The sequence below is a fragment of the Bradyrhizobium sp. SRL28 genome (assembly GCF_018596315.1).
Taxonomy (GTDB): Bacteria; Pseudomonadota; Alphaproteobacteria; order Rhizobiales; family Xanthobacteraceae; genus Bradyrhizobium.
The window spans coordinates 106580-130944 of record NZ_JAHEAG010000003.1 but is presented as its reverse complement, the minus strand read 5'-3'; the positions used below and the strand labels follow the sequence as shown (position 1 = coordinate 130944).

Annotated in this window: 18 protein-coding genes and 1 pseudogene; 17 read left to right on the top strand and 2 right to left on the bottom strand. The window is 63.9% G+C overall.

All coding sequences use genetic code 11. The features are described 5' to 3' along the window. Nucleotides 1-36: 36 nt before the first annotated feature. The 17 genes and pseudogenes from mraY to ligA all read left to right on the top strand — a co-directional run bounded on the left by mraY (nucleotide 37) and on the right by ligA (nucleotide 21972). Nucleotides 37-1143 carry a phospho-N-acetylmuramoyl-pentapeptide-transferase gene (mraY, locus tag KIP88_RS08465; protein WP_214487446.1) on the top strand — a complete coding sequence of 369 codons (1107 nt, stop codon included), beginning with the start codon at nucleotides 37-39 and terminating at the stop codon, nucleotides 1141-1143. Between the two features lie 10 nt (nucleotides 1144-1153). Continuing rightward, the gene (gene murD, locus KIP88_RS08460; protein ID WP_214487445.1) at nucleotides 1154-2554 is read left to right on the top strand and encodes a UDP-N-acetylmuramoyl-L-alanine--D-glutamate ligase; all 1401 of its coding nucleotides are present in this window, start codon (nucleotides 1154-1156) and stop codon (nucleotides 2552-2554) included. A 226-nt stretch (nucleotides 2555-2780) separates the two neighbouring features. Next, nucleotides 2781-4118 carry a DUF5107 domain-containing protein gene (locus KIP88_RS08455; RefSeq protein ID WP_214487444.1) on the top strand — a complete coding sequence of 446 codons (1338 nt, stop codon included), beginning with the start codon at nucleotides 2781-2783 and terminating at the stop codon, nucleotides 4116-4118. 275 nt (nucleotides 4119-4393) lie between these two features. Next, nucleotides 4394-5119, top strand: a complete 726-nt coding sequence (locus KIP88_RS08450) for a hypothetical protein (RefSeq protein ID WP_214487443.1) — start codon at nucleotides 4394-4396, stop codon at nucleotides 5117-5119. 120 nt (nucleotides 5120-5239) lie between these two features. Further along, nucleotides 5240-6391 (top strand): putative lipid II flippase FtsW, encoded by a 1152-nt coding sequence (ftsW, locus tag KIP88_RS08445; protein WP_214487442.1) that lies wholly within the window; start codon nucleotides 5240-5242, stop codon nucleotides 6389-6391. A gap of 47 nt (nucleotides 6392-6438) precedes the next feature. Then, nucleotides 6439-7542: an undecaprenyldiphospho-muramoylpentapeptide beta-N-acetylglucosaminyltransferase gene (gene murG / locus KIP88_RS08440; RefSeq protein ID WP_214487441.1), complete on the top strand. Its 1104-nt coding sequence runs from the start codon at nucleotides 6439-6441 to the stop codon at nucleotides 7540-7542. A gap of 139 nt (nucleotides 7543-7681) precedes the next feature. Beyond that, nucleotides 7682-9085 (top strand): UDP-N-acetylmuramate--L-alanine ligase, encoded by a 1404-nt coding sequence (gene murC, locus KIP88_RS08435; RefSeq protein ID WP_214487440.1) that lies wholly within the window; start codon nucleotides 7682-7684, stop codon nucleotides 9083-9085. 2 nt (nucleotides 9086-9087) lie between these two features. Next, on the top strand, nucleotides 9088-10011 hold the full coding sequence (gene murB / locus KIP88_RS08430; protein WP_214487439.1) for a UDP-N-acetylmuramate dehydrogenase: 924 nt from the start codon (nucleotides 9088-9090) through the stop codon (nucleotides 10009-10011). After that, a complete protein-coding gene (locus tag KIP88_RS08425) occupies nucleotides 10011-11003 on the top strand; it encodes a D-alanine--D-alanine ligase (protein WP_214487438.1) in 993 nt (330 codons plus the stop codon). The genes murB and KIP88_RS08425 overlap by 1 nt, the downstream gene beginning before the upstream one ends. 83 nt (nucleotides 11004-11086) lie before the next feature. Next, nucleotides 11087-11344: pseudogene (locus KIP88_RS48475) on the top strand (D-alanine--D-alanine ligase); the annotation flags it as partial. Further along, a complete protein-coding gene (locus KIP88_RS08420) occupies nucleotides 11311-12297 on the top strand; it encodes a cell division protein FtsQ/DivIB (RefSeq protein WP_214487437.1) in 987 nt (328 codons plus the stop codon). The pseudogene KIP88_RS48475 and the gene KIP88_RS08420, both read left to right, overlap by 34 nt. Continuing rightward, the gene (gene ftsA, locus KIP88_RS08415; RefSeq protein WP_214487436.1) at nucleotides 12294-13613 is read left to right on the top strand and encodes a cell division protein FtsA; all 1320 of its coding nucleotides are present in this window, start codon (nucleotides 12294-12296) and stop codon (nucleotides 13611-13613) included. Before KIP88_RS08420 ends, ftsA begins: the two co-directional genes overlap by 4 nt. Nucleotides 13614-13703: 90 nt before the next feature. Continuing rightward, entirely contained in the window at nucleotides 13704-15503 is a 1800-nt protein-coding gene (gene ftsZ, locus KIP88_RS08410) for a cell division protein FtsZ (protein WP_214487435.1), read from the top strand. A gap of 350 nt (nucleotides 15504-15853) precedes the next feature. Next, nucleotides 15854-16813 carry a UDP-3-O-acyl-N-acetylglucosamine deacetylase gene (gene lpxC, locus KIP88_RS08405; RefSeq protein WP_214487434.1) on the top strand — a complete coding sequence of 320 codons (960 nt, stop codon included), beginning with the start codon at nucleotides 15854-15856 and terminating at the stop codon, nucleotides 16811-16813. A gap of 396 nt (nucleotides 16814-17209) precedes the next feature. Then, complete coding sequence (locus tag KIP88_RS08400) at nucleotides 17210-18118, top strand: outer membrane protein assembly factor BamD (RefSeq protein WP_214487433.1); 909 nt, start codon at nucleotides 17210-17212, stop codon at nucleotides 18116-18118. 13 nt (nucleotides 18119-18131) lie between these two features. Continuing rightward, the gene (recN, locus tag KIP88_RS08395) at nucleotides 18132-19805 is read left to right on the top strand and encodes a DNA repair protein RecN (RefSeq protein WP_214487432.1); all 1674 of its coding nucleotides are present in this window, start codon (nucleotides 18132-18134) and stop codon (nucleotides 19803-19805) included. A gap of 13 nt (nucleotides 19806-19818) precedes the next feature. Beyond that, the gene (gene ligA / locus KIP88_RS08390; protein WP_214487431.1) at nucleotides 19819-21972 is read left to right on the top strand and encodes an NAD-dependent DNA ligase LigA; all 2154 of its coding nucleotides are present in this window, start codon (nucleotides 19819-19821) and stop codon (nucleotides 21970-21972) included. 190 nt (nucleotides 21973-22162) lie between these two features. Here ligA and KIP88_RS08385 read toward each other — a convergent pair whose 3' ends face one another. Continuing rightward, entirely contained in the window at nucleotides 22163-22792 is a 630-nt protein-coding gene (locus KIP88_RS08385; protein WP_249790630.1) for a WG repeat-containing protein, read from the bottom strand. Nucleotides 22793-22947: 155 nt separating this feature from the next. Continuing rightward, nucleotides 22948-24225 carry a multidrug effflux MFS transporter gene (locus KIP88_RS08380; protein ID WP_214487430.1) on the bottom strand — a complete coding sequence of 426 codons (1278 nt, stop codon included), beginning with the start codon at nucleotides 24223-24225 and terminating at the stop codon, nucleotides 22948-22950. Between the last annotated feature and the right edge of the window lie 140 nt (nucleotides 24226-24365).

The window sequence follows — 24365 nt, the reverse complement described above, 5'->3', positions numbered from 1 at the left end:
ACGGCGCAACCAAGCCGCGTGATAGGGCCTAGCTGAATGTTTTACTGGCTGATCGAGCTTTCCAACACCGTTCCAGGTTTTGGCATCTTCCGCGGCGTGTTCAACGTGTTTCGCTACATCACCTTCCGCACCGGCGGGGCGATGGTGACGGGCGCGCTGTTCGTGTTCCTGTTCGGGCCCTGGATCATCGATCATCTGCGGCTCAGGCAGGGCAAGGGCCAACCGATCCGCGCCGACGGCCCGCAATCGCATTTGATCTCCAAGAAGGGCACGCCGACGATGGGCGGGCTGATGATCCTGTCGGGCCTCGTGGTCTCGACGTTGCTGTGGGCCAATCCGCTCAACCCCTATGTCTGGATCGTGCTGGCGGTGACGCTCGGCTTCGGCTTTGTCGGATTCTACGACGACTATCTGAAGGTGACGAAACAGAGCCATAGCGGCTTCGCCGGCAAGCTGCGGCTGTTGATCGAAGCGGTGATTGCGCTCGCGGCCTGCTACGCACTGGTCCGGCTCGGCCGTGATGCGACATCGACGTCGCTTGCGGTACCCTTCCTGAAGGACGTGGTGATCAATTTCGGCTGGTTCTTCGTGCTGTTCGGCGCGTTCGTCATCGTCGGCGCCGGCAACGCGGTTAATTTGACCGACGGCCTCGACGGGCTAGCGATCGTGCCGGTCATGATCGCCGCCGCTAGCTTCGGCATGATCTCGTATTTGACCGGCAACGCGGTGTTCTCGGACTACCTGCAGATCAGATACGTCGCCGGTACCGGCGAGCTCGCGGTGCTGTGCGGCGCGGTGCTCGGCGCCGGCCTCGGGTTCCTCTGGTTCAATGCGCCGCCGGCCTCGATCTTCATGGGCGACACCGGCTCGCTCGCGCTCGGCGGTATGCTGGGTGCGACGGCGGTGGCAGTGAAGCATGAGATCGTGCTGGCCGTGATCGGCGGATTGTTCGTGCTGGAAGCCGTCTCCGTGATCGTGCAGGTCGCCTCGTTCAAGCTGACGGGCAAACGGGTGTTCCGGATGGCGCCGCTGCATCATCATTTCGAGCAGAAGGGCTGGACCGAGCCGCAGATCGTGATCCGGTTCTGGATCATCTCGGTGATGCTGGCGCTGGCCGGCCTCTCCACGCTGAAGCTGCGGTGAGCAGCGCGCGATGATCCCCGTCACCTCCTTTGCGGGCAAGACGGTCGCCGTCTTCGGCCTCGGCGGTTCCGGCCTTGCGAGCTGCCACGCGCTGAAGGCCGGCGGCGCGGAAGTGATCGCGGGCGACGACTCTGCCGACAATGTCGCCAAGGCGGCGCAGGCCGGCTTCACCACCGCCGATCTGCGCACGGTGTCATGGTCGAATTTTGCGGCGCTAATCCTGACGCCCGGCGCGCCGCTTACTCATCCGGCGCCGCATTGGTCGGTGCTGATGGCACGCCAGGCCGGCTGTGAGGTGATCGGCGACATCGAACTGTTCTGCCGCGAGCGCCGCCGCCATGCGCCGGACGCGCCGTTCGTTGCCATCACTGGCACCAACGGCAAGTCGACCACCACGGCCCTCATCGCGCATCTGATGAAGGTGGCCGGCTACGACGCCCAGATGGGCGGCAATATCGGCACCGCGATCCTGTCGCTGGAGCCGCCGCGGATGGGACGCGTGCATGTGGTCGAGATGTCGTCCTACCAGATCGATCTGGCGCCCTCGCTCGATCCGTCGGTGGGGATTCTCTTGAATGTCAGCGAAGACCACATCGACCGCCACGGCACGCTGGAGCATTACGCCGCGGTGAAGGCGCGGCTGGTTGCCGGCGTGCAGTCGCAGGGCACCTCGATCGTCGGCGTCGATGACGGCTGGTGCCGCAACATCGCCGACCGGCTCGACCAGGCCGGCAAGCGCGTGGTGCGGATATCAGTGAAAAACCCGCTGCCCGACGGGGTCTATGTCGAGCGCGAAACCGTCGTGCAGGCGTCCGGCGGCGCACGCCGCGAGATCGCAAGGTTGGGGGGCATCGGTTCGCTGCGCGGGCTGCACAATGCGCAAAATGCAGCGTGCGCCTCGGCCTGCGCGCTGGCGATGGGCATCTCGACCGATACATTGCAGAACGGCCTGCGCAGCTTTCCCGGTCTCGCGCACCGCATGGAGCAGGTCGGCCGCCGCGGCAACGTGCTGTTCGTCAACGATTCCAAAGGCACCAATGCCGACGCCGCCGCGCACGCGCTGTCGTCCTTTGCCGATATCTTCTGGATCGCCGGCGGCAAGCCGAAGCAGGGCGGCATCACCGGTCTCGCCGAATATTTCCCGCGCATCCGCAAAGCCTATCTGATCGGCGAAGCCGCGCAGGAATTTGCGGGTACCCTGGGCGAACGCGTGCCGCACGAGATTTCCGAAACGCTCGATGTCGCAGTTGCGAACGCCGCGCGCGACGCGGAGGCTTCAGGGATTGCCGATCCGGTCGTGCTGCTGTCGCCCGCCTGCGCGTCGTTCGACCAGTACCGCAACTTCGAAATCCGCGGCACGAAGTTTCGCGATCTGGTGACGGCGATCCCGGGTGTGAAGCCGGTGGTGTAATTGTAGGATGGGTAGAGCGCAGCGAAACCCATCATCTGCCTGAACGAAAATTGATGGGTATCGCTTCGCTCCACCCATCCTGCGCGCTGGAATTGTCGCTTCTGTTCATTCGAAGGCGCCGCAAATGACAGTTCATGCTCCCTCGTGTACCCGTGCTCTGTTCTCGGTTGCAGTACTTTCGGCTATCTGCGCGTTTCAGGCGGCCGTGTACGCGGCGTCCGACAGTGTGTCTCTCAGCGAGTCGACGATCTCGTGGAGCACCGTCAAGTACGCGACCTCTGCGGAGAACGGGTTCGTCAGTGGGTCGCTCGACAAGAAGACCATCGTCGATCGCACGTTCAAGACCCACGTGCTCGAGAATCGATATCTGAAAGTAACGCTCGTCCCCGAGTTTGGCGGACGCATTGTTTCCATCATCTACAAGCCGACCGGCCACGAACAACTCTACCGCACGGAAGTCGGCGTGCCTTACGGGATCAACGCCGGCAATTTTTATTACGACTGGTTGATGGTGTATGGCGGAATCTTCCCGACGTTCCCCGATGCCGAGCACGGCAAGGCGTGGCTGAAGCCGTGGGATTTCAAGGTCGTAAAGGCGAGCCCCGGCGAAGTGACGGTGTCGATGTCGCGCAAAGATGATTCCGCGTATTCCGCGGCGCCAGGACGGTTCCTCAAGGGTTCGACGGGAATCGAAGCTACTTACTATGTCACGCTGAAAGCCGATCGCGCCGCACTCGATGCGCGCGTGGTGCTGAAAAACCCGCAAGCCCAGGCGGTCGATTACGAGTACTGGACCTGCACGACGCTGGCGCCGGGATCGGACCCGAACAATCCCAAGACGACCGGCGGCGCCGAAATCATCGCGCCGATCGAGGCCTACAGCACGCCCGCCTGGTCGGCCAATCTGTCCGATGGCGACGAGAGCGCAGGTGCGGGCAGGAGCCGTTTCGAAAAACTGCGCCACTTCAGGAACTGGCCGACGATGGGCATCGCCTACGCAGCGCCCGATATGCAGGGCGGGAATTTCTGGGGTGTGATCAACCACGACAATGAAGAGGGGATCATCCGCATCGCCGACAATGCGGTCACGCCGGGCCTGAAGATGTGGACGTGGGGATATCAGTCGTTCACGAACGAAACCGACGCACGCAAAGACCCGAACGAAGCGCGGCCTTACGTCGAATTGTGGGCGGGCGTGTCGGACCAGTTTTTCCACCGCGCAAAACTTCCCGCACGGGGCGAAGTGTCGATTCCGGAGACCTACAGCCCGACCGTCGGCATGAGCAACGTGACGGCCGCGAACGAGAATATCCTGATCAATCTCTCGGCCGCAGCCTCTGGCGTGAACCTTCAGTTCTTCAGTATCGAACCGGCCACGCCGATGCGCATAACGTTGAAACGCGGCGATGCAATATTGTTTAGCGATGCCGTGAAAGCCGACCCGAAAAACGGAAATCGCATTTCCGCGACGATCCCCGCCGGCGGCAGCGGAGAGCAGGTGCGGCTGACGATCGCGACCACGGACGGAAGAGAGCTGATCGCGGCCGAGACAAAAATAAAGTAGTTTCGCCGTGGGATGGGTAGAGCGGTCATGCCCGCGAAAGCGGATGGATCCAGTATTCCAGAGGCCTCAGCGATAGAATCGAAAAGACGCGGCGTACACGGTATGACGATTATTCGGGAAGCGCTGCGTCGCCACAATGTTAACGACCTCATTTAACGCTTTCTCGACGCAGGCCGTTTCTCAACCAGAATTGATGGGCATCGCTTCGCTCCACCCATCCTGCGTAGTGCATATTCAGTTGTAGCGCGCGTCGTTGCGGACAGAGGAGAACGGACTTGAGCGAAAGCGAGCCTGCAATCGAGACGGTCGTAATCCCCAGCGAATTCGCGTTGAAAAATCCGGCCGCTCCGCCCGTCACCGTGTCGCTGCCGATCGTCGCGCGGTCGTCGGAGCTCAAGAATTACTTGCTTGGGTTGTTCTTCCTTGCGGGTGGCTTGTTCGCCCTTTTGTGCGGCGTGCTCATTGGCATGGCGGTGGTGTTTGGATTTGGGCCTCGCGCGGTGAGCGTCGGCATGTCGATTTGGGACGTCCTCCTCCTCCTCCTCCTCCTCCTCGTGCTCGTGCCAATGCTGATTTTAGGCGTGCGGTGGGGCGTGGGCTGCACGGTCGCGGCGTTGACCTGCTTCCGGGACGCCATGCGGAATGGTCCCGCCCTCGAGATCACCGCCGATGGTCTGCGCGACTATCGCTCCGGCCTGTCGGTGCCCTGGTCGTCGGTGCAGTGCGCCAGGATTGCCAACAACGGCATCGATGGCGTCATTCTGCAGCTTCGCGAGCCGGTGAAGCATTGGCAGAATCCGCTTCGGTTGGACGTGCAGTTTCAGGGCTATCGTCCGAAGCCGGATCACGTGCTCGTTTCTGCCGCCTATCTCGATGTGTGCGCGCACGTGGTGACCTACACAATCCTCGCCTTGACCCAATCGAGCGGCGGCGAGGCAAACGGCACGTCGGCTGATCGGAACGGTGCGGGGCTCGGACTGATCCGCGGGCGACGCGCGTGAATGTCCGGTCGTCTCCGGCTTCATGAGCGCTGCCATCTAGAAAGTTACCGACCTCATTAACCTCTTGGAAACCATCCTGCTCCACCAATGGGCGTTACCTCTGCCATTTTGGGGACGCCCATGCTCGCCCGTGACCAACGCACGCCGTTTTCGGACTGGTGGTGGACCGTGGATAAGCTGCTGCTCGGCGCGATCATGGTGCTGATGCTGGGCGGCGTCATCCTTTCGCTGGCGGCGAGCCCGCCGGTGGCGACCCGGATCGGGCTCGATCCCTTCCATTTCTTCGGCCGGCACGTGCTGTTCCTGCTGCCGTCCTTGATGGTGCTGATCGGGGTGTCGTTCCTCTCGCCCAAGCATATCCGCCGTCTCGCGCTGCTGGTGTTCGTGGTCTCGATCCTGCTGATCGTGGCGACGCTTGTCTTCGGCGCGGAGGTGAAGGGATCGCGGCGCTGGATCACGCTGCTTGGCGTCAACATCCAGGCCTCCGAATCCGCAAAACCCGCTTTCGTCGTCATGGCGGCGTGGCTGTTTGCGGAATCGACCAAGCGGCCGGAAATGCCGGCGACGTCGATGGCGATCGTGCTGTTGCTGACGCTGGTGGCGCTTCTGGTGATGGAACCGGATTTCGGCCAGACCATGCTGATCCTGATGGTGTGGGGCGCGCTGTTCTTCATCGCGGGCATGCGGATGATTTGGGTGGCCGGCCTTGCCGGCGCCTCGGCGGCCGGATTGTTCGGTGCGTATCTGCTGGTGCCGCACGTCGCGGGCCGCATCAGGCGCTTCATGAACCCGGCCTCCGGCGACACGTTCCAGGTCGATATGGCGATGGAGGCGTTCTGGAACGGCGGCTGGTTCGGCCTCGGACCCGGTGAAGGGATTGCAAAACGCAGCTTGCCGGACAGCCATACCGACTTCGTGTTCGCGGTGGCCGCCGAAGAGTTCGGCATCATCCTGTGCCTGGCGCTGGTTTCGCTGTTCGCCTTCGTTGTGATCCGGACGCTGACGCGCGCCTATTCGACCGAGGATATGTTCGCGCGCTTTGCGGCGTCGGGGCTTGCGATCCTGTTCGGCGTGCAGGCCGCGATCAACATGGCGGTCAATCTGCAACTGATCCCGGCCAAGGGCATGACGCTGCCCTTCATCTCCTATGGCGGCTCGTCGATCATCTCGCTGGCCTATGGCGTCGGCATGATGCTGGCGCTGACCCGGCAGCGCTCGCGCACCGAGGTGGAATCGATGAACGCCGCCGGCGTATCGCGCGGTTACGCTTGACCGTACGGACGTGGTGACGGCGGCCTCGCCGTCGGCTATTTGAGGCCATGGAAAAAAACGCGCCTCTCATTCTACTCGCCGCGGGCGGCACCGGCGGTCATCTGTTTCCCGCCGAAGCGCTGGGCGTCGAGCTCATCAAACGCGGCCTGCGGGTGCGTCTTGCAACCGACGCCCGCGCGCTGCGGTACAGCGGCCTGTTCACCCCTGAAAATATCGACGTGGTGCCGAGCGAGACCGTGCGCGGCCGCTCGCTGCTGTCGCTGGTGCGCACCGCTTACATGCTCGGTTACGGCACGCTGGTGGCTGCCAGGCTGGTGCGACGGCTGAAACCTGCGGCCGTGGTCGGCTTTGGCGGTTATCCGACGCTGCCGCCGCTGATGGCGGCAAGGCTGCTCGGCGTGCCCGGCATCATTCATGACGCCAATGCCGTGCTCGGCCGCGCCAACCGGTTTCTCTCCCGCCGCGTCAACGCCATTGCCACCTCGCTGCCCGGCGTGCTCGACCGCGATCCTGATCTTGCGGGCAAGACTGTGACCGTCGGCACGCCGATGCGCCCCGCGATCCTCGCGGCTGCCGCGGTGCCGTTTGCGTCTCCGGAACCGAACGGGCCGCTGCGCCTGCTGGTGGTCGGCGGCAGCCAGGGCGCGCGGGTCATGAGCGATATCGTGCCGGGCGCAATCGAAAAGCTGGAGCCGATGCTGTGGAGCCGCCTGATTCTGACGCAGCAGGTGCGCAAGGAAGACATGGGGCGGGTGCGCTCGATCTATGAACGGCGCAGGATCAATGCCGAACTCGCGCCGTTCTTTACCGACCTGCCGGCGCGGCTGGCGTCCAGCCACCTCGTGGTCTCGCGCTCCGGCGCCGGCACGGTGGCGGAACTCGCCGCGATCGGGCGGCCTTCGATTTTGGTGCCGCTGCCCGGCGCGATCGACCAGGACCAGTTCGCCAATGCCGGCGTGCTGGCCCAGGTGGACGGGGCTTTGCGGATTCCGCAGGCCGAATTCACGTCCGACCGGCTGGCGGCGGAAATCTCCGCCTTCGCCGCCGAACCGGCGCGGCTGACCGCGATGGCATCAGCCGCCCGCAATGTGGGCCGGCTGGATGCTGCGGAGCGGTTGGCCGATCTGGTGATGAAAACCGCCGGAATCTAGGCCGTTGCGCACAAAATTGCCCCTTGTCAGCGCCTTCGAAAGCGGGGCATCCAGTACTCTGCGGCGCCTGATTTGAGCCCGGCTTCGCGGAATACTGGATCATCCGCTTTTCGAGGATGATGACGACTAGGGATGCACCATGAGACTGCCGCGCGAGATCGGACCCATTCACTTCGTCGGGATCGGCGGCATCGGCATGAGCGGAATCGCCGAGGTCCTCGTCAATCTCGGCTACACCGTGCAGGGCTCGGACGCCTCCGAGAGCGGCAATGTCGCGCGGCTGCGGGAGAAGGGCGTCAAGGTCTCGGTCGGCCACAAGGCCGAGAATGTCGACGGCGCCGACGTGGTCGTGGTCTCGACCGCGATCAAGCGTGACAATCCGGAGCTGATGGCGGCCCGCGCCCAGCGCATCCCGGTGGTGCGCCGCGCCGAAATGCTCGCCGAATTGATGCGTTTGAAAAGCTGCGTCGCGATTGCGGGCACCCACGGCAAGACTACCACGACGACGATGGTGGCGACACTGCTCGATGCCGGCGGCCTCGATCCGACCGTGATCAACGGCGGTATCATCAATGCCTATGGCTCCAACGCCCGGCTCGGCGCCGGCGACTGGATGGTGGTCGAAGCCGATGAGAGCGACGGCACGTTCCTGAAGCTGCCGTCCGATGTCGTGATCGTCACCAACATCGATCCCGAACATCTCGATCATTTCAAGACTTTCGAGGCGATCCAGGAAGCGTTCCGCAATTTCGTCGAGAACGTGCCGTTCTATGGCTTTGCCGTAATGTGCACCGATCATCCCGTGGTGCAGACCCTTGTCGGCAAGATCGAGGATCGCCGCATCATCACCTACGGTGAAAACCCGCAAGCCGATGTGCGGCTGGTCGATCTGACGCCGACCGGCGGCGGATCGACATTCAAGGTCGTGTTCCGCAACCGCAAGACCGACGCCATCCACGAGATCGCTGATATCATGCTGCCGATGCCCGGCCGGCATAACGCATCGAATGCGACCGCGGCGATCGCGGTGGCCCATGAGCTCGGCATGTCCGACGAGGCGATCCGCAAGGCGATCGCAGGCTTCGGCGGCGTCAAGCGGCGCTTCACCCGGACCGGCGAGTGGAACGGTGTCACCGTGATCGACGATTACGGCCACCACCCCGTCGAGATATCAGCCGTCCTTAAAGCGGCGCGGGAATCCACCAACGGCAAGGTCGTCGCCGTGGTGCAGCCGCATCGCTTCACTCGGCTGCAATCGCTGTTCGAAGAATTCTGCACTTGTTTCAACGATGCCGACGCAGTTGTTGTTGCCGAGGTTTATCCGGCCGGCGAGGCGCCGATCGAGGGCATCGACCGCGACCATTTCGTGCTCGGCCTGCGCACGCATGGCCATCGCGAGGTGATCCCGCTGCAGAGTTCGGCGGAACTGGCCAAAGTCGTTCACGGAATTGCGCATCCGGGCGATCTCGTCGTCTGCCTCGGCGCCGGCAACATCACGCAATGGGCCTACGCGCTGCCCGGCGAATTGAAGGCTTTGGGTTAACGGTGGCATTCCCCGACATCACGCCTGATCTGAAAGCCGCCATGCCGCAACTGCGCGGGCGGCTGCTGGCGAACCAGTCGCTGGCGGAGCTGACGTGGTTTCGCGTCGGCGGGCCGGCACAGGTGCTGTTTACGCCGGCGGATGAGGACGATCTCGCGTACTTCTTGAAGCTGCTTCCGAAGGAATTGGCGGTCTATGTCGTCGGCGTCGGCTCCAACCTGATCGTGCGCGATGGCGGCATGGCGGGTGTGGTGATCCGCCTGGCGCCGCGGGCGTTTGGCGAGACGTCCGCTTCCGGCGATATCGTCAGCGCGGGCACGGCTGCACTCGACAAGCGCGTGGCGGAGACTGCGGCAGCCGCCAACATCGGCGGCATGGAATTCTTCTTCGGCATTCCCGGCACCATCGGCGGCGCGCTGCGGATGAATGCCGGCGCCAATGGCGGGGAAACCAAGGATATCCTGATCGAGGCTGTCGGCATCGGTCGCGACGGCACGAGACATGTCTTTGGCAATGCCGACATGAAGTTCGTCTATCGCAACAGCGGCGTCGACCCATCGATCATCTTCACGTCGGCGCGCTTTCAAGGCGCAATCACGGATACTGAGGCCATTCGCGCGCGGATGAACGAGGTGCAGAACCATCGCGAAACCGCTCAGCCGATTCGCGAAAAGACCGGCGGTTCAACCTTCAAGAATCCACCCGGCAACAGCGCGTGGAAACTGATCGACGCCGCCGGCTGCCGGGGCCTGCGGGTCGGCGGGGCGCAGGTCTCGGAAATGCACTGCAATTTCCTTATCAATACCGGTAACGCCACCGGACATGATATTGAAACGCTGGGTGAAACCGTGCGCGAGCGGGTTAAAGCGAATTCTGGCATAGAGCTACATTGGGAAATCAAGCGGATCGGAATCGAGCAGGGCTGATGCGGATTACCATTCTCTTTGGCGGTACCAACACGGAGCGGCTGGTCTCGGTCGCGAGCGCCCAGGCGCTGCATCGGGCGTTGCCGGAAGCCGATCTCTGGTTCTGGGACGTTGCCGACACCGTGCACGAGGTCGCGTCGCAGAAGCTGCTCGGACACGCGCGTCCGTTCGAGGATGAATTCAAACCCGGCAACCGCGGCCTGCCGCTCGAAGCGGCGCTCGACAAGGCCAAGTCCGAGGATCGCGTGCTGGTGCTCGGCCTGCATGGCGGCCGGGCCGAGAACGGCGAATTGCAGGCGATGTGCGAACTGCGCGGGATTCCCTTCACCGGCTCCGGCTCGGCGTCGTCCAATCTCGCCTTGGACAAGGTGGCGGCCAAACGATTCGCGGCGATTGCGGGCGTCGCGGCGCCGGCCGGTGTCGCCCTGGAAAACCTCGACGCGGCGTTTGCCGAATACGGCAAGCTGATCGCAAAGCCGGCGCGGGATGGATCGAGCTATGGCCTGATCTTCGTCAATGCGAAGCAGGATCTCGTCGCCGTGCGCAACGCCGCCAAAACGGAGGAATATTTGATCGAGCCGTTCATCTCGGGCGTGGAGGCGACCTGCGGTGTGCTGGAGCGGCCCGACGGTTCGGTGCTTTCGCTGCCGCCGGTCGAGATCGTGCCCGCGGATGGCGCGTTCGACTACGCGGCGAAATACCTGCTGAAATCGACCCAGGAGATCTGCCCTGGACGCTTTTCACCCGAGATCAGCGCCGCGCTCATGGACCAGGCGTTGCGGGCGCATCGGGCGCTGTCCTGTAGCGGTTACTCAAGGACCGACTTCATCGTCTCGGCGAAAGGGCTGGTTTACCTGGAAACCAACACGCTGCCGGGCCTGACCGCCGCATCGCTCTACCCGAAGGCGCTGAAGGCGCAGGGGATCGAATTCCCGGATTTTCTGCGTGAGCAGATCGCGCTGGCCGAACGGCGGAACCGGGAACGGGTTTGACCGCCCGCTGAGCCATTAACAGGCCGTTAACCCGGAACTAACCTCGCCACGAGAATTGTTGCTAAAATCCTAAGAATTGTCCGGCAAACCACTCAAAAGACGCGTCAAAGCGCGTCCGCAGTGCCGCAAATTTACACTTTGTTTACCAGGAAGTCCGAAGGTTAACGCTGGCGGCGCATGTTGCGCTTGGCTCCGGCGTGCGCTGTTCCGACTTCAGATCAGCACCAAGTCCGGCAAGACCGAGGCGTCATATGGGCCGGAACCCGCAAAAACGCTTGCGGGAACAACACTTGGACAGGCTCGTGCAATGGATGGTGCAGGACGCCTCGCTCGGTCGGTGAGATCGCTGGGGCCCCAAGCTGACCTGAAAGCGGCCGCTATTGGAGCGGCTGTGCTGCTGCGCGAGCGGCTGGGCCTTCGTGCCCGTGTCCCGGCAAAGCGCGTAGTCGATCGTGAGCCGCCGAATCGTCTGGTCCGTCTGGTCGAGCGTCATCTTCCGAATCGCCTCGGCGTGACCCTCACCGTGCTGATGCTGCTCGGCAGCGCCGGCCTTGGAATCGTCAAGGGCGGTCATGTTGACGAATTCATGGTTGCGCTCAACGACACCCGCAACGCATTGGCCAATTCAGCCGGGTTCCGCATCACCGAGATTGCGATCAACGGCCGCAAGCAATTGAGCCAGGACGAGGTGCTCGCGATCGGCGGCGTCAATGGCCGCTCTTCGCTGCTGTTTCTCGATGCCACCACCCTGCGCGACAAGCTCAAGGCGAATCCCTGGATATCAGACGCGACCATCCTGAAGCTTTATCCGGGCCGGCTGCAGATCGACATCGTTGAGCGCACGGCTTTCGCGCTGTGGCAGCAGGACGGCCGGCTGTCCGTGATCTCGGAAGATGGCGCGGTGCTGGAGCCCTACGTGTCGCGCCGCTTCGTGACGCTGCCGCTGGTGGTGGGGAAGGGCGCCGACGTCAGGGCCCGCGACTTCCTCGCCCTTCTGGACCGCTATCCGCAGGTTCGCGCAGCGACCAAGGCTGCGATCTTCGTCGGCGAACGGCGCTGGAATTTGCGGCTGAAGGACGGCCTCGACATTCGCCTGCCGGAGAACGACGTCGGCAACGCGCTTGCGATGCTGAGCAAGCTCGACAAGGACGACCGGCTGTTCTCGCGCGACATCGTCACCGTCGACATGCGTCTGCCGGACAGGCTCACCGTGCAATTGTCGGAAGAAGCAGCCAAGGCCCGCGAAGAACTGTTCAAGGACAAGAAACCCAAGAAAAAGGCCGGTGACGCATGACCGGCCTCGATCGCAACCAGACCCCGAAGACACGCCCCGTCGATCACAAGCGCACGGCGCTGGTGGCGTCGCTCGATGTCGGCACCAGCAAGATCGCCTGCATGATCGCGCGGCTGAAGCCGTCGCCGGCGAACGACGCGCTGCGCGGCCGCACCCATGCGGTGGAATTGATCGGCTACAGCCAGATCCAGTCGCGCGGCGTCAAGGCCGGCTCCGTGGTCGATCTCGCCGAATGCGAGCAGGCGGTCCGCCAGGCGGTGGCGCTGGCCGAGGGCATGGCCAAGGTCCGCGTTGAGTCAGTATTGCTGTCGGTTTCCGGCGGCCGGTTGCAGGGGCAACTGGTCGAGGCTGCCGCCGATATCAGAGGTGGCGCCGTTACCGCCGATGACGTCACCCGGGTGACCTCCACCGGCATGCGCCACGCCACCGGCGAGGGACGCACGGTACTGCACGCGCTGCCGGTCGGCTATGCGCTGGATGGCGTCAAGGGCATCCGCGATCCCCGCGGCATGGTGGCCCGGCAGTTCGGCGTCGACATGAACGTGGTGACGGCGGATGCGACGGTCGCGCGCAACCTGATGCTGGTGGTCGAGCGCTGCCATCTCAATGTCGAAGCCATGGCGGCGAGTCCTTATGTCGCAGGCCTGTCCGTGTTGACCGACGACGAGGCCGATCTCGGCGCTGCCGTGGTCGAAATGGGCGCCGGATCGACCACGATTGCGACCTATTCGGCTGGCCGCTTCGTGCATGCCAGCGGATTTGCGCTCGGCGGGCAGCACGTGACGATGGATCTTGCACGCGGCGTCAGCGCATGCATTGCGGATGCCGAGCGAATCAAGACGTTATATGGCACCGTGCTGACCGGCGGGTCTGACGCGCGCGAGCTGATGTCTGTACCGACTGCGGGCGAAGAACACGATGCGCCGCAGATCGTTTCGCGCGCCACGATTGCCAACATCGTCCGGCATCGCGCCGAGGAGATTTTTGAAATGGTCCGGGACCGGCTCGCGGATTCCCCCTTTGCGGCAGAGCCGAGGGCGCGGGTTGTGTTGAGCGGCGGCGCTTCCCAGCTCACCGGCACCGTCGAACTCGCCACCCGCATTCTCAACCGGCCGGTCCGGATCGGCCGTCCGCTCGGTTTCGGCCGGTTGCCCAACGAGGCCAAGAGCGCCTCGTTCGCGGTGCCGACCGGCCTCCTGGTCTATCCGCAATACGCTCATCTGGAACACGTCGAACCGCGGCATACGCGGCAGCTCAGGACAGGGACTGACGGCTATTTCGGAAAGGTCGGACGATGGCTTCGCGAGGGCTTCTGATGACCGGTCCAGTAACCAAACGATTTTCACCAAACCCCGCGGCCGCCGGCCGGGGTGAACCAAAGCGCGCGTCGTAATCGAGAGGCAACCATGGCACTCAATCTGACCCCCCCTGACATCAGCGAGCTGAAACCGCGGATTACCGTCTTCGGCGTCGGTGGAGCAGGCGGCAATGCCGTCAATAACATGATTACTGCCGGGTTGCAGGGCGTCGATTTCGTCGTCGCCAACACCGACGCGCAGGCGCTGACCATGTCGAAGGCGCAGCGCATCGTGCAGATGGGCACGCAGGTGACGCAGGGCCTCGGCGCGGGGTCCCAGCCTGATGTCGGCGCGGCGGCGGCGCAGGAGGTCATCGACGAGCTTCGCGACCATCTCTCGGGCGCCAACATGGTGTTCGTCACCGCCGGCATGGGCGGCGGCACCGGCACGGGTGCAGCCCCTGTCATCGCCAAGACCGCGCGCGAAATGGGCATCCTCACCGTCGGCGTCGTGACCAAGCCGTTCCACTTCGAGGGCATGCGCCGCATGCGCACCGCCGAGTCCGGCATCGCCGAACTGCACAAGGTGGTCGACACGCTCCTGATCATCCCGAACCAAAACCTGTTCCGGGTCGCCAACGAAAAGACCACCTTCGCCGACGCCTTCGCGATGGCCGACCAGGTGCTCTATTCGGGCGTTGCCTGCATCACCGACCTGATGGTCAAGGAAGGCCTGATCAACCTCGACTTCGCCGACGTCCGCGCCGTGATGCGCGAAATGGGCAAGGCGATGATGGGAACCGGCGAAGCCACCGGCGACAAGCGGGCGCTGACCGCAGCGGAAGCTGCGATCGCCAACCCGCTGATCGACGACTCATCGATGAAGGGCGCCCGCGGCCTGTTGATCTCGATCACCGGCGGCAAGGACTTGACCCTGTTCGAAGTCGACGAAGCCGCAACCCGGATTCGCGAGGAAGTGGATCAGGACGCCAACATCATCGTCGGCGCCACCTTCGACGAAACGCTCGACGGCATCATCCGCGTTTCCGTCGTCGCCACGGGTATCGAGCAGGCGCAGATCGCGCGCAATGCCGCCGCCGCTCCGGCGGTCGCGACCACTGCCACCGCCGCTGCCCCGTCCTCGCCCGACAACCGTCTGGCTGAACTGACCGCTCGCCTTCGCGCCGACAATGCGCGCCTGGCCGAACGCGCCCAGAAGCTCGAGCCGGCGCCGCATGCGGTTGCTCCGGTTCCCGCGCAGGCTCCCGCCGCGCCGGCGCAACGTCCGGCCAGCAATGTCGAGCGTGCAGCGCTCGCCGCGATCGCCGCGGCGGTCGAGCCGCCGCAACAGGCTCCGATCCAGCCGGCGTCCTATGGCGATGTCACGGTCCGCCCGATCGCGCAGAAGCCGACCCTGTTCCCGGATCACAACGAGGCCGCTCGCGCCGAGGCCGAGCAGCCTCCGACACCCGAAACCTTCATCCCGCAGGCGGCCGAACGTGCGCCGGCCCGCTCGCCGCGGATGCCGAAATTCGAGGATCTCCCGATGCCGGCGCAGGCCGAAATCCGGCAGGCCCGCGGCGAGGCAGAGGAAGAGCATCCGCAGAAGTCCAAGCTGTCGCTCTTGCAGCGGCTCGCCAATGTCGGCCTCGGCCGCCGCGACGAAGAGACCGAGCCGCCGATCGCGGCCCGCGCCTCCGGGCCTGCGATGGCGCCGCTGCCCGATCGGAAGCCGCAGCGTACCGTCGCCCAGCAAATGGCGGCGAATCACGAGCCGGTATCCGAGTATGCAAAGCGCCCGGCGCCGCAAGGTTTGGACGCCCATGGCCGCCCGGCACCTGTTGCGCCGACGCCACAGGGCGACGACCATCTTGATATCCCAGCCTTCCTCCGACGCCAGGCCAACTGAGGTTTTGTAACAATTGAGGCGAGCCAAAGGGCCCCGGCTAACCCAGCCGGGGCCCTTCTCTTGGCTGGGTGCCGCGCCCCGGATAGCCGGTCAACCAACTGATTTTAAATGATTAATTATTCATTCCGTGATCAGCTATCACAGCTGAAACAGCCTTCGGCCGTGCCGGAGTTTGGTTAACCCTTGGCGCGATTGCGGCAGAGATAGGGTAACAATCCGTAAAGAAGCGTGAGTTGGCGCGCTTTCGGAATTGATTATGGTCTGCCGTGACTTGGGGATGCCTAGAACGCGAATCGGCGCTCACGCGCGGTTCCTGTCTTTAGGTTAAGTCGGGTAGTGGGCAGTTATCGATGAAATTCAGCCGTCAAACCACGCTTCGGTCGCAAGCCACCGTAACGGGCGTTGGCGTGCATTCCGGTTTACCTGTCAGCCTGACGCTCGGACCTGCACCTGTGGATGCGGGTTTTATTTTTGTCCGCACCGGCCTTGATGAGGCCGACCGCGAAGTTCCTGCCATCGCAGAATCCGTCACCGCCACCGATCTCGCTACCGTTCTCGGCGACCGCGAAGGCCCGCTGGTTTCCACCGCCGAACATGTGCTCGCTGCCTTGCGCGGCATGGGCGTCGACAACGCCATCATCGAAGTTGACGGTCCCGAAGTTCCGATCATGGACGGCAGCGCGGCGGCTTTCGTCGCCGCCATCGATCAGGCCGGCATCGTCACCCAGTCGGCCTCGCGCCGCTTCATTCAGGTGCTGAAGCCGGTGCAGGTCGCGATCGGCGATAGCTTCGGCGAGCTGCGCCCGCATGCGGGCGGGTTCCGCGTCGAGGTCGAGATCGACTTCGCGAATCCGGTGATCGGCCGCCAGAATTTCTCGCTCGATCTCAACCCCGAAAGCTTCCGCCGCGAGATTTCACGCGCCCGGACCTTTGGCTTCATGAACGACGTCGCGCGGCTCTGGAGCGCCGGTTTTGCGCGCGGCGCCTCGTTTGAGAATACCGTGGTGCTCGATGACGCCCGTCTGCTCAACACCGAAGGGCTGCGCTTCAGCGACGAATGCGCCCGCCACAAGGCGCTGGATGCGGTTGGCGATCTTACCCTGGCTGGTTTGCCGCTGCTCGGTGCCTACCGCTCGGTGCGTGGCGGCCACAAGCTGAACCACGCCGTGCTGACGGCTCTGTTGGCCGATCACAGCGCCTGGCGGGTGGTCGAGGCTGAACCGGCACGCCGCCACCGTGGCCATGTCGAGGCCGGCGCTGGCATGGTGGGCGGCTTGATCGCCCCGGCCTATGGTCCGGACGTTTCCTGACTTTCGTGTCCCGGCCTTCGTCTTCGGGACTTTCGGCTTCGAAATGCCCGGGCTTTCGGCTTCGAAATGCCCAGGCTTTCGGCTTCGAAATGCCCTTGAATTTCTAAGCTATTTTGCGCCGTACGGACGCGTTTTCCGTAGTAACCACAATTGGTAACGCGGCCGTTCCGCCGCCTTAATCCGGGCGAATTGGCTGCGTATTCGGTTGGTCGAGGACCATTTTTCGGTTACAGAGACCGGCGGTCGCCCGAGAAGGCGCCACGAGGTCCCTGAAGAATTGGGCACCAAACGCGCTGGGCTCAGGGAATGTTGGGCACGGGGAATATGGCGTCCATGACTGCGGTTCACGGACGGGCGGGCTCAGTCATCATTCGCATCACAAGGCGTCCAGATTTCATGTCGGCACAGCGTATGACGCTCGAACCACGCAAATCACTAAGGTCTTCCAGCCTCGCTCGCGCCGGACGGTCGCTGCGGTTGGCGGCGGGCCTGATTGCGCTCGCCATTCCCTTGAGCGGATGCGGCAGCGGCGCGCTCTGGGACAAGTTCACCGCCAAGGACGACACTTTCAACGAGGAACCGGCGGACAAGCTCTATAATGAGGGCTTGTACCTGATGAACCAACGCAAGGATAACAAGGCGGCGTCGAAGAAATTCGAGGAAGTCGACCGCCAGCATCCCTATTCGGACTGGGCGCGCAAGTCGCTCCTGATGTCGGCCTATTCCTTCTACAATGCCGGCGACTACGACAGCTGCATCGGTGCCGCCACCCGTTACGTCACGCTGCATCCCGGCAGTTCCGATGCGGCTTACGCGCAATACCTGATCGCGGCCTCGCATTACGACCAGATCCCGGACATCTCCCGCGACCAGGGCCGCACCGAAAAGGCGATCGCGGCGCTGGAAGAGGTGATTCGCAAATATCCGACCTCGGAATATGCCAACTCCGCCAAGGCCAAGCTCGAAGGCGCGCGCGACCAGCTCGCCGGCAAGGAAATGGATGTCGGCCGCTATTATTTGGCAAAGCGCGACTTCACCCCGGCCATCAATCGCTTCAAGACCGTGGTCACCCGCTACCAGACCACGCGGCATGTCGAGGAGGCGCTGGCGCGGCTCACCGAGGCCTATATGGCGATCGGCATCGTCGGCGAGGCGCAGACCGCTGCGGCCGTACTTGGGCACAACTTTCCTGACAGCCGCTGGTACAAGGACGCCTATAATCTTGTAAAGTCGGGCGGTCTCGAGCCGAGCGAGAACAAGGGCTCCTATATTTCCAGGGCCTTCAAGAAATTGGGTCTCGGCTAGGAATTTACTTCGCATGCTGGCGCGTCTGTCGATCCGTGACATCGTCCTGATCGAACGGCTCGATATCGAATTCTCCCGTGGCCTCGCGGTGCTGACCGGCGAGACCGGCGCGGGTAAATCCATCCTGCTCGATGCCTTCGCGCTGGCGCTCGGCGGCCGCGGCGACGCGGGCCTCGTTCGCCATGGCGCGGAGCAGGGCCAGGTGACGGCCACTTTCGACGTCCCCAAGGGCCATCCGGCGGCAAAGATCCTGTCCGGGAACGGCCTCGACGATACCGGCGAGATGATTCTTCGCCGCGTGCAGCTTGCCGACGGCCGCACCCGCGCCTTCATCAATGATCAGTCGATCAGCGTGCAGACCCTCAAAGCGGTCGGTGCGGCGCTCGTCGAGATCCATGGCCAGCATGACGAGCGCGCGCTGGTCGACGCCTCGACGCACCGGCAGTTGCTCGACGCCTTTGCCGGGCTGGAGAAAGAGGTCGCGGCGCTGGAGACGCTTTGGGAGGCGCGGCGCACCGCCAACGCGGCGCTGGACGAGCATCGCGCCAGCATGGAACGCGCCGCGCGCGAGGCGGACTATCTGCGCCACGCCGCCGACGAACTGAAGACGCTGAAACCCAAGGACGGCGAGGAGACGGCGCTGGCCGGGCGCCGCACCACCATGATGCAGGGCGAGAAGATCGCAAGCGACCTGCGCGAGGCGCAGGAGGCGGTCGGCGGCCCCCATTCGCCGGTGCCGGCGCTGGCCGCCGCCGTACGCCGCCTCGAACGCCGTGCCGCCAATTCGCCCGCCCTGGTCGAGCCTGCGGTGAAGGCGATCGATATCGCGATCAACGCGCTGGAAGAGGCCGACCAGCATCTCAACGCAGCCCTGGTCGCGGCCGATTTCGATCCCGCCGAACTGGAACGCATCGAGGAGCGGCTGTTTGCGCTTCGCGCCGCCTCCCGCAAATATTCGACGCCGGTCGACGGGCTCGCCGCACTCGCCGCCAAATTCGTCGCCGATGTGGCGCTGATCGATGCCGGCGCGGACCGGTTGAAGAAGCTGGAAGCCGCGGCAGCCGAGGCCGACCAGCGCTACGGCGCGGCAGCCGAGAAGCTCTCCGCGGCCCGTACCAAATCCGCCGAGAAGCTCAACAAGGCGGTGAATGCCGAACTGGCGCCGCTGAAACTCGAACGCGCAAAATTCATGACGCAGGTTGAAACCGACGCGAAGTCGCCGGGGCCGCAGGGCATCGACCGCGTCGAGTTCTGGGTGCAGACCAATCCCGGCACCAAGGCGGGCCCGCTGATGAAGGTCGCCTCCGGCGGCGAGCTGTCGCGGTTCCTGCTGGCGCTCAAGGTGGTGCTGTCTGACCGCGGTTCGGCCCCCACGCTGGTGTTCGACGAAATCGATACCGGCGTCGGCGGCGCGGTGGCGGACGCGATCGGCGCGCGGCTTTCGCGGCTGGCCGGCCAGGTTCAGGTGATGGCGGTGACGCATGCGCCGCAGGTCGCCGCAAGGGCGAACCAGCATCTGCTGATTTCCAAGGATGCGCTCGACAAGGGCAAGCGCGTCGCCACCCGCGTCAACGCACTCGCCGCCGACCACCGCCGCGAAGAAATTGCCCGCATGCTGGCGGGAGCGGAGATCACCGCGGAGGCGCGGGCCGCGGCGGAGCGGCTGTTGCGCGCGGCGACGGCGTAGCGACGGCGCGACCATGGCTGCGAAAGCGACGAAAGCGCTGGTTGATGTCGAGAAGCTCACCAAGGCCCAGGCCAAGGTGGAGCATATGCGGCTGTCGCTCGAAATCGAGGGGCACAACGAGCGCTACTATCAAAAGGATGCGCCGACAGTCTCGGACGCGGCCTACGATGCCTTGCGCCAGCGGCTGGTAACGATCGAGGCGAAATTCCCCGATCTCGTCACGACGGATTCGCCCACGCAAAAGGTGGGCGCGGCGCCCGCACGCGGCTTTGCGAAAGTGCAGCATGCCGTTCCCATGCTGTCGCTCGGCAATGCGTTCAGCGATGAGGATGTCACGGAGTTCGTCGATCGTATCCGGCGCTTTCTCAAGCTCGATGCCGACCATATTCCGGCACTTGTCGCCGAACCGAAGATCGACGGCCTGTCGTTATCGCTGCGCTACGAAAACGGCGAACTGGTTCGCGCCGCGACGCGCGGCGATGGCTTTACCGGCGAGGACGTCACCGCCAACGTCCGTACCATCAAGGACATTCCGCATACGCTGAAGGGGCGGCATATTCCTGCGGCCTGTGAAATGCGCGGCGAAGTCTACATGCTCAAGAAGGACTTTCTCGAGCTGAACAAGAAGCAGGCGGAGGCCGAAGACACGGTGTTCGCCAATCCGCGCAATTCGGCGGCGGGGTCGCTGCGCCAGAAAGACGTTTCGATCACCGCGTCGCGACCGCTGAAGTTCTTCGCCTATACCTGGGGCGAGATGAGCGAGCGTCCGGCCGATACCCAGCACGGCATGCTGGAGTGGATGGACAAGGCCGGCTTTGTCGTCAATCCGCGGACGAAGCTTTGCAAGGATGTCGACGCCGTCCTGGAATTCTACAGCAAGATCGGCGAGGAACGCGCCTCGCTCGGCTACGATATCGACGGCGTGGTCTACAAGGTCGACCGGCTCGACTGGCAGGATCGCCTCGGCTTCGTTTCGCGCAGTCCGCGCTGGGCGATCGCGCACAAATTCGCGGCCGAGCAGGCGACGACGATCCTCAATGGCATCGATATCCAGGTTGGCCGCACGGGTGCGCTGACGCCGGTGGCGCGGCTCGAGCCGGTGACCGTCGGCGGCGTCGTCGTGTCGAACGCGACGCTGCATAACGAGGACTACATCAAGGGCATCGGCAACGACGGCAATCCGATCCGTGACGGCGTCGATCTTCGCGTCGGCGATACGGTTGTCGTTCAGCGTGCCGGTGACGTGATTCCGCAGGTCGTCAGCGTCGTCATGGACAAGCGGCCGAAGAGCGCCAAGCCCTACAAGTTTCCGGAGACGTGTCCGGTGTGCGGCAGTCATGCGGTTCGCGAGGAGGACGAGGCGGTGCGCCGCTGTACCGGCGCGATGATCTGCCCGGCGCAGGCGGTGGAGCGGCTCAAGCATTTCGTTTCACGGCTGGCGTTCGATATCGACGGCCTCGGCGACAAGCAGATCCAGGAGTTCTACGAGGATGGTCTGGTGATGTCGCCGGTCGACATCTTCACGCTGCAGAAGCGTGATGCCCGCTCGACCAGCAAGCTGATGGCGCGCGAGGGCTATGGCGAAACCTCGGTGCGCAATCTGTTCAATGCGATCGACGCCCGCCGCTCGATCGAGTTGCACCGCCTGATCTTCGCGCTCGGCATCCGCCACGTCGGCGAGGGCAACGCCAAACTGCTGGCACGGCACTACCACACGATCGAGAATTTTCGCGAGGCGATGCTGGCCGCCGCCAAGGGGACGAAGGACGAAGAGAACACGACCGAGGCCTATCAGGACCTCAACAATATCGGCGGCGTCGGCGAGATCGTCGCGGATGCCGTGGTCGAGTTCTTCGCCGAGCCGCGCAATGTGAAGGCGCTCGGCGAGCTCCTGCGTGAGATCGAGGTGAAGCCCGCCGAACAGCCGCGCAAGAGCTCGCCGGTCTCGGACAAGACCGTGGTTTTTACCGGCTCGCTGACCAAGTTCACCCGCGACGAAGCCAAGGCGATGGCGGAGCGCCTCGGCGCCAAGGTTGCGGGTTCGGTGTCGAAGAAAACGGACTATGTGGTTGCGGGCGAGGACGCCGGGTCCAAGCTGACGAAGGCGCGCGAGCTTGGCGTGGCGGTGCTGACCGAGGACGAGTGGCTGAAGCTGATCGGGGAGTGAGGCGGGCGGCACACTCCGTTGTCGTCACCCGCGAAAGCGGGTGACCCAGTATTCCAAAGACAGAGGTGACGGACTGAGGAGCCGCGGCGTACTGGATCGCCCGCTTTCGCGGGCGATGACAGAGGATGGTGAGGCGCTGACTTCGCACATTACTCCGCCTGCTCGATCAATTCTTCGCAAGCATTCAACCTCAGTCGAACTCGAGCGGCTTGCCTTTCTCCCAGGGCCGGAAGGGTGAAACGACGCGTCCCTTGCGATCAATGCGCCCCCATTGCCCACCCTCGTACCAGCCACGCTCGCCCTCAGAGGCAGTGCTGTCAGAGACATAAGTGCAAGCCGTGCAGACGACAGCAACGCCATCCTTGAATGGATAGGCTCCATCATACGTCGCCGGAATCACGAGATTGAGTTTGCGGTCGACGTACCCGATCTTCCCGCCGACCCGCGACCGCGCGAGACCATCCTCGAAATAGTCGGGGCCGTTGTCCATTGATTCAACCGGCACCGGGGCGACGCCACGCCGAACGTAGAACCATTGGAATTTTCGTGGGTCAATCCCATCCCATAATAGGACGGAAGCCAGCCCGTCACGGTCATATCGAAGCCGAGTCAGATAGGATCGTGTCAAGCGCGGTCGTCCGTCGGCGCCGGTTGCTGCGCATTTCTTGAAGGTGCGCTCGGGCTCCCAGCAATCGAAGGCTGGCGCAACCGTGCTCTGATCGATCGCTATGACCGGCCTGGACGAGAGTACAAGCAGGGCGCTCAGCGCAACAATTTTGAAGAAATTAGGCATGATGCGCGCATTTGTTCCGGCCGTCATTGCGAGCGCAGCGAAGCAATCCATTGCGGCGTAAGAAAGTTAAGTGGATTGATTTGCGTTGCGGCGAGGTGGATTGCTTCGCGGAGCCTGTCATCGGGCGCGCGTTTGCGCGACCCGTTGGCTCGCAATGACGGGGCCGACAACTTCTGCGCCTCTCACAACATTCCCGACTCTTCCTCCTCCGCCTTCTTGATCAATTCCTCGCTGACCACGACCGTTGGCCGCGGCACGAGGAAGAACATGGCCGACGCGCAGGCGATCGAGAGCGCGAAGATTGCGGCGGTCAACGGCAGCGTGGTGGTGGAGTGGCCGCCGAGATAGGCGCCGAATTGCGAGACCAGTGCGCCGATGCCCTGCTGCAGAAAGCCCATCGCGCCCGCGGCGGTGCCGGCGGCCTCGGGCCGCACGCTGATGGCGCCGGCCGCGGCGTTGTTCATCACGAAGGCGTTGGCGATCATGACGATCATCTGGGTGCCGAACAGCCAGACTGGCGACTGATTGGTCCCGACGATGCTGAAGGTCAGGTTCAGCAGGGCACCGGCGAATTGCAGCGCCAGCCCGAACCAGATCAGCTTCTCCAGTGAATGGCGCGGCGCGAAGCGGACGCAAAAGAGGTTACCGATCAGATAGGCAAATCCGGTTGTCGCAAACCAGGCGCCATATTCGGCGGTGGTTCGGCCCATCTGCGTCACCACGATGTAAGGCCCGCCGCCGGCAAAGGTGAAGATGATCTGGGAGGCCAGCACCTGGCACAGCACATAGCCGAGAAAGGCGCGGTCGCGGATCAGCTTGCCGACGTCGCCGCGGAAGCTGCTGCCCACGCCGCGGTCGCGCCGCGTCTCGGGCAGCGCAACGGCGATAAGCACGGCGACACTGAGCGAAGCCGCGGTGATGAAATAGAAGATCGCGCGCCAGCCGAACGCGGTCTCCAAGAGGCCGCCGGCGAGCGCGCTCAGCATCTGCGCCACCATCATGACCCCGATGACGAGGCTGATCATGGAGCTGATGCGGTCGCGGCTGTAGAGATCGCGGATGATGGCGCGGCTCACCACCATGCCGGTGGCGCCGCCGAGCGCCTGCAGGAAGCGTGCGGCGATCAACTGCGGCAGCGTCTGCGCCAGCGAGCAGCCGATGCTGGCCGCCACCATCAGGGCCAAGCCCACGAGCAGCACCGGGCGGCGGCCGAACTTGTCCGACAGCGGCCCCATGATGAGCTGCGAGCAGGCGATGCCGACCATATAGAGCGACACCGTCATCTGCGCGACCGAGATGTCGCCGTTGAACGTCGTCGCCAGCACGGGCAGCGCCGGCACCAGCATGTAGAGCGAGATCGGCGCGACGCCGGTCATCGCAACCAGCATCAGCAGCATGATTTTCGAGGTCGCGACGGCGTTCACCGCCGCGCCGGGCGGTTTGCCCACGACGCCGTGCATTCAGTCCAGATCCCTCTGTTGGTTGAATCAGACTTTTAACCAGATGGCTCAGCGGGAATACGGACGTTTCGGCATGCGGCCATGCCGATTTGGGAGGGCATATTCCATCGTGCTTAATGAATGACGTTGTCGTCACCCGC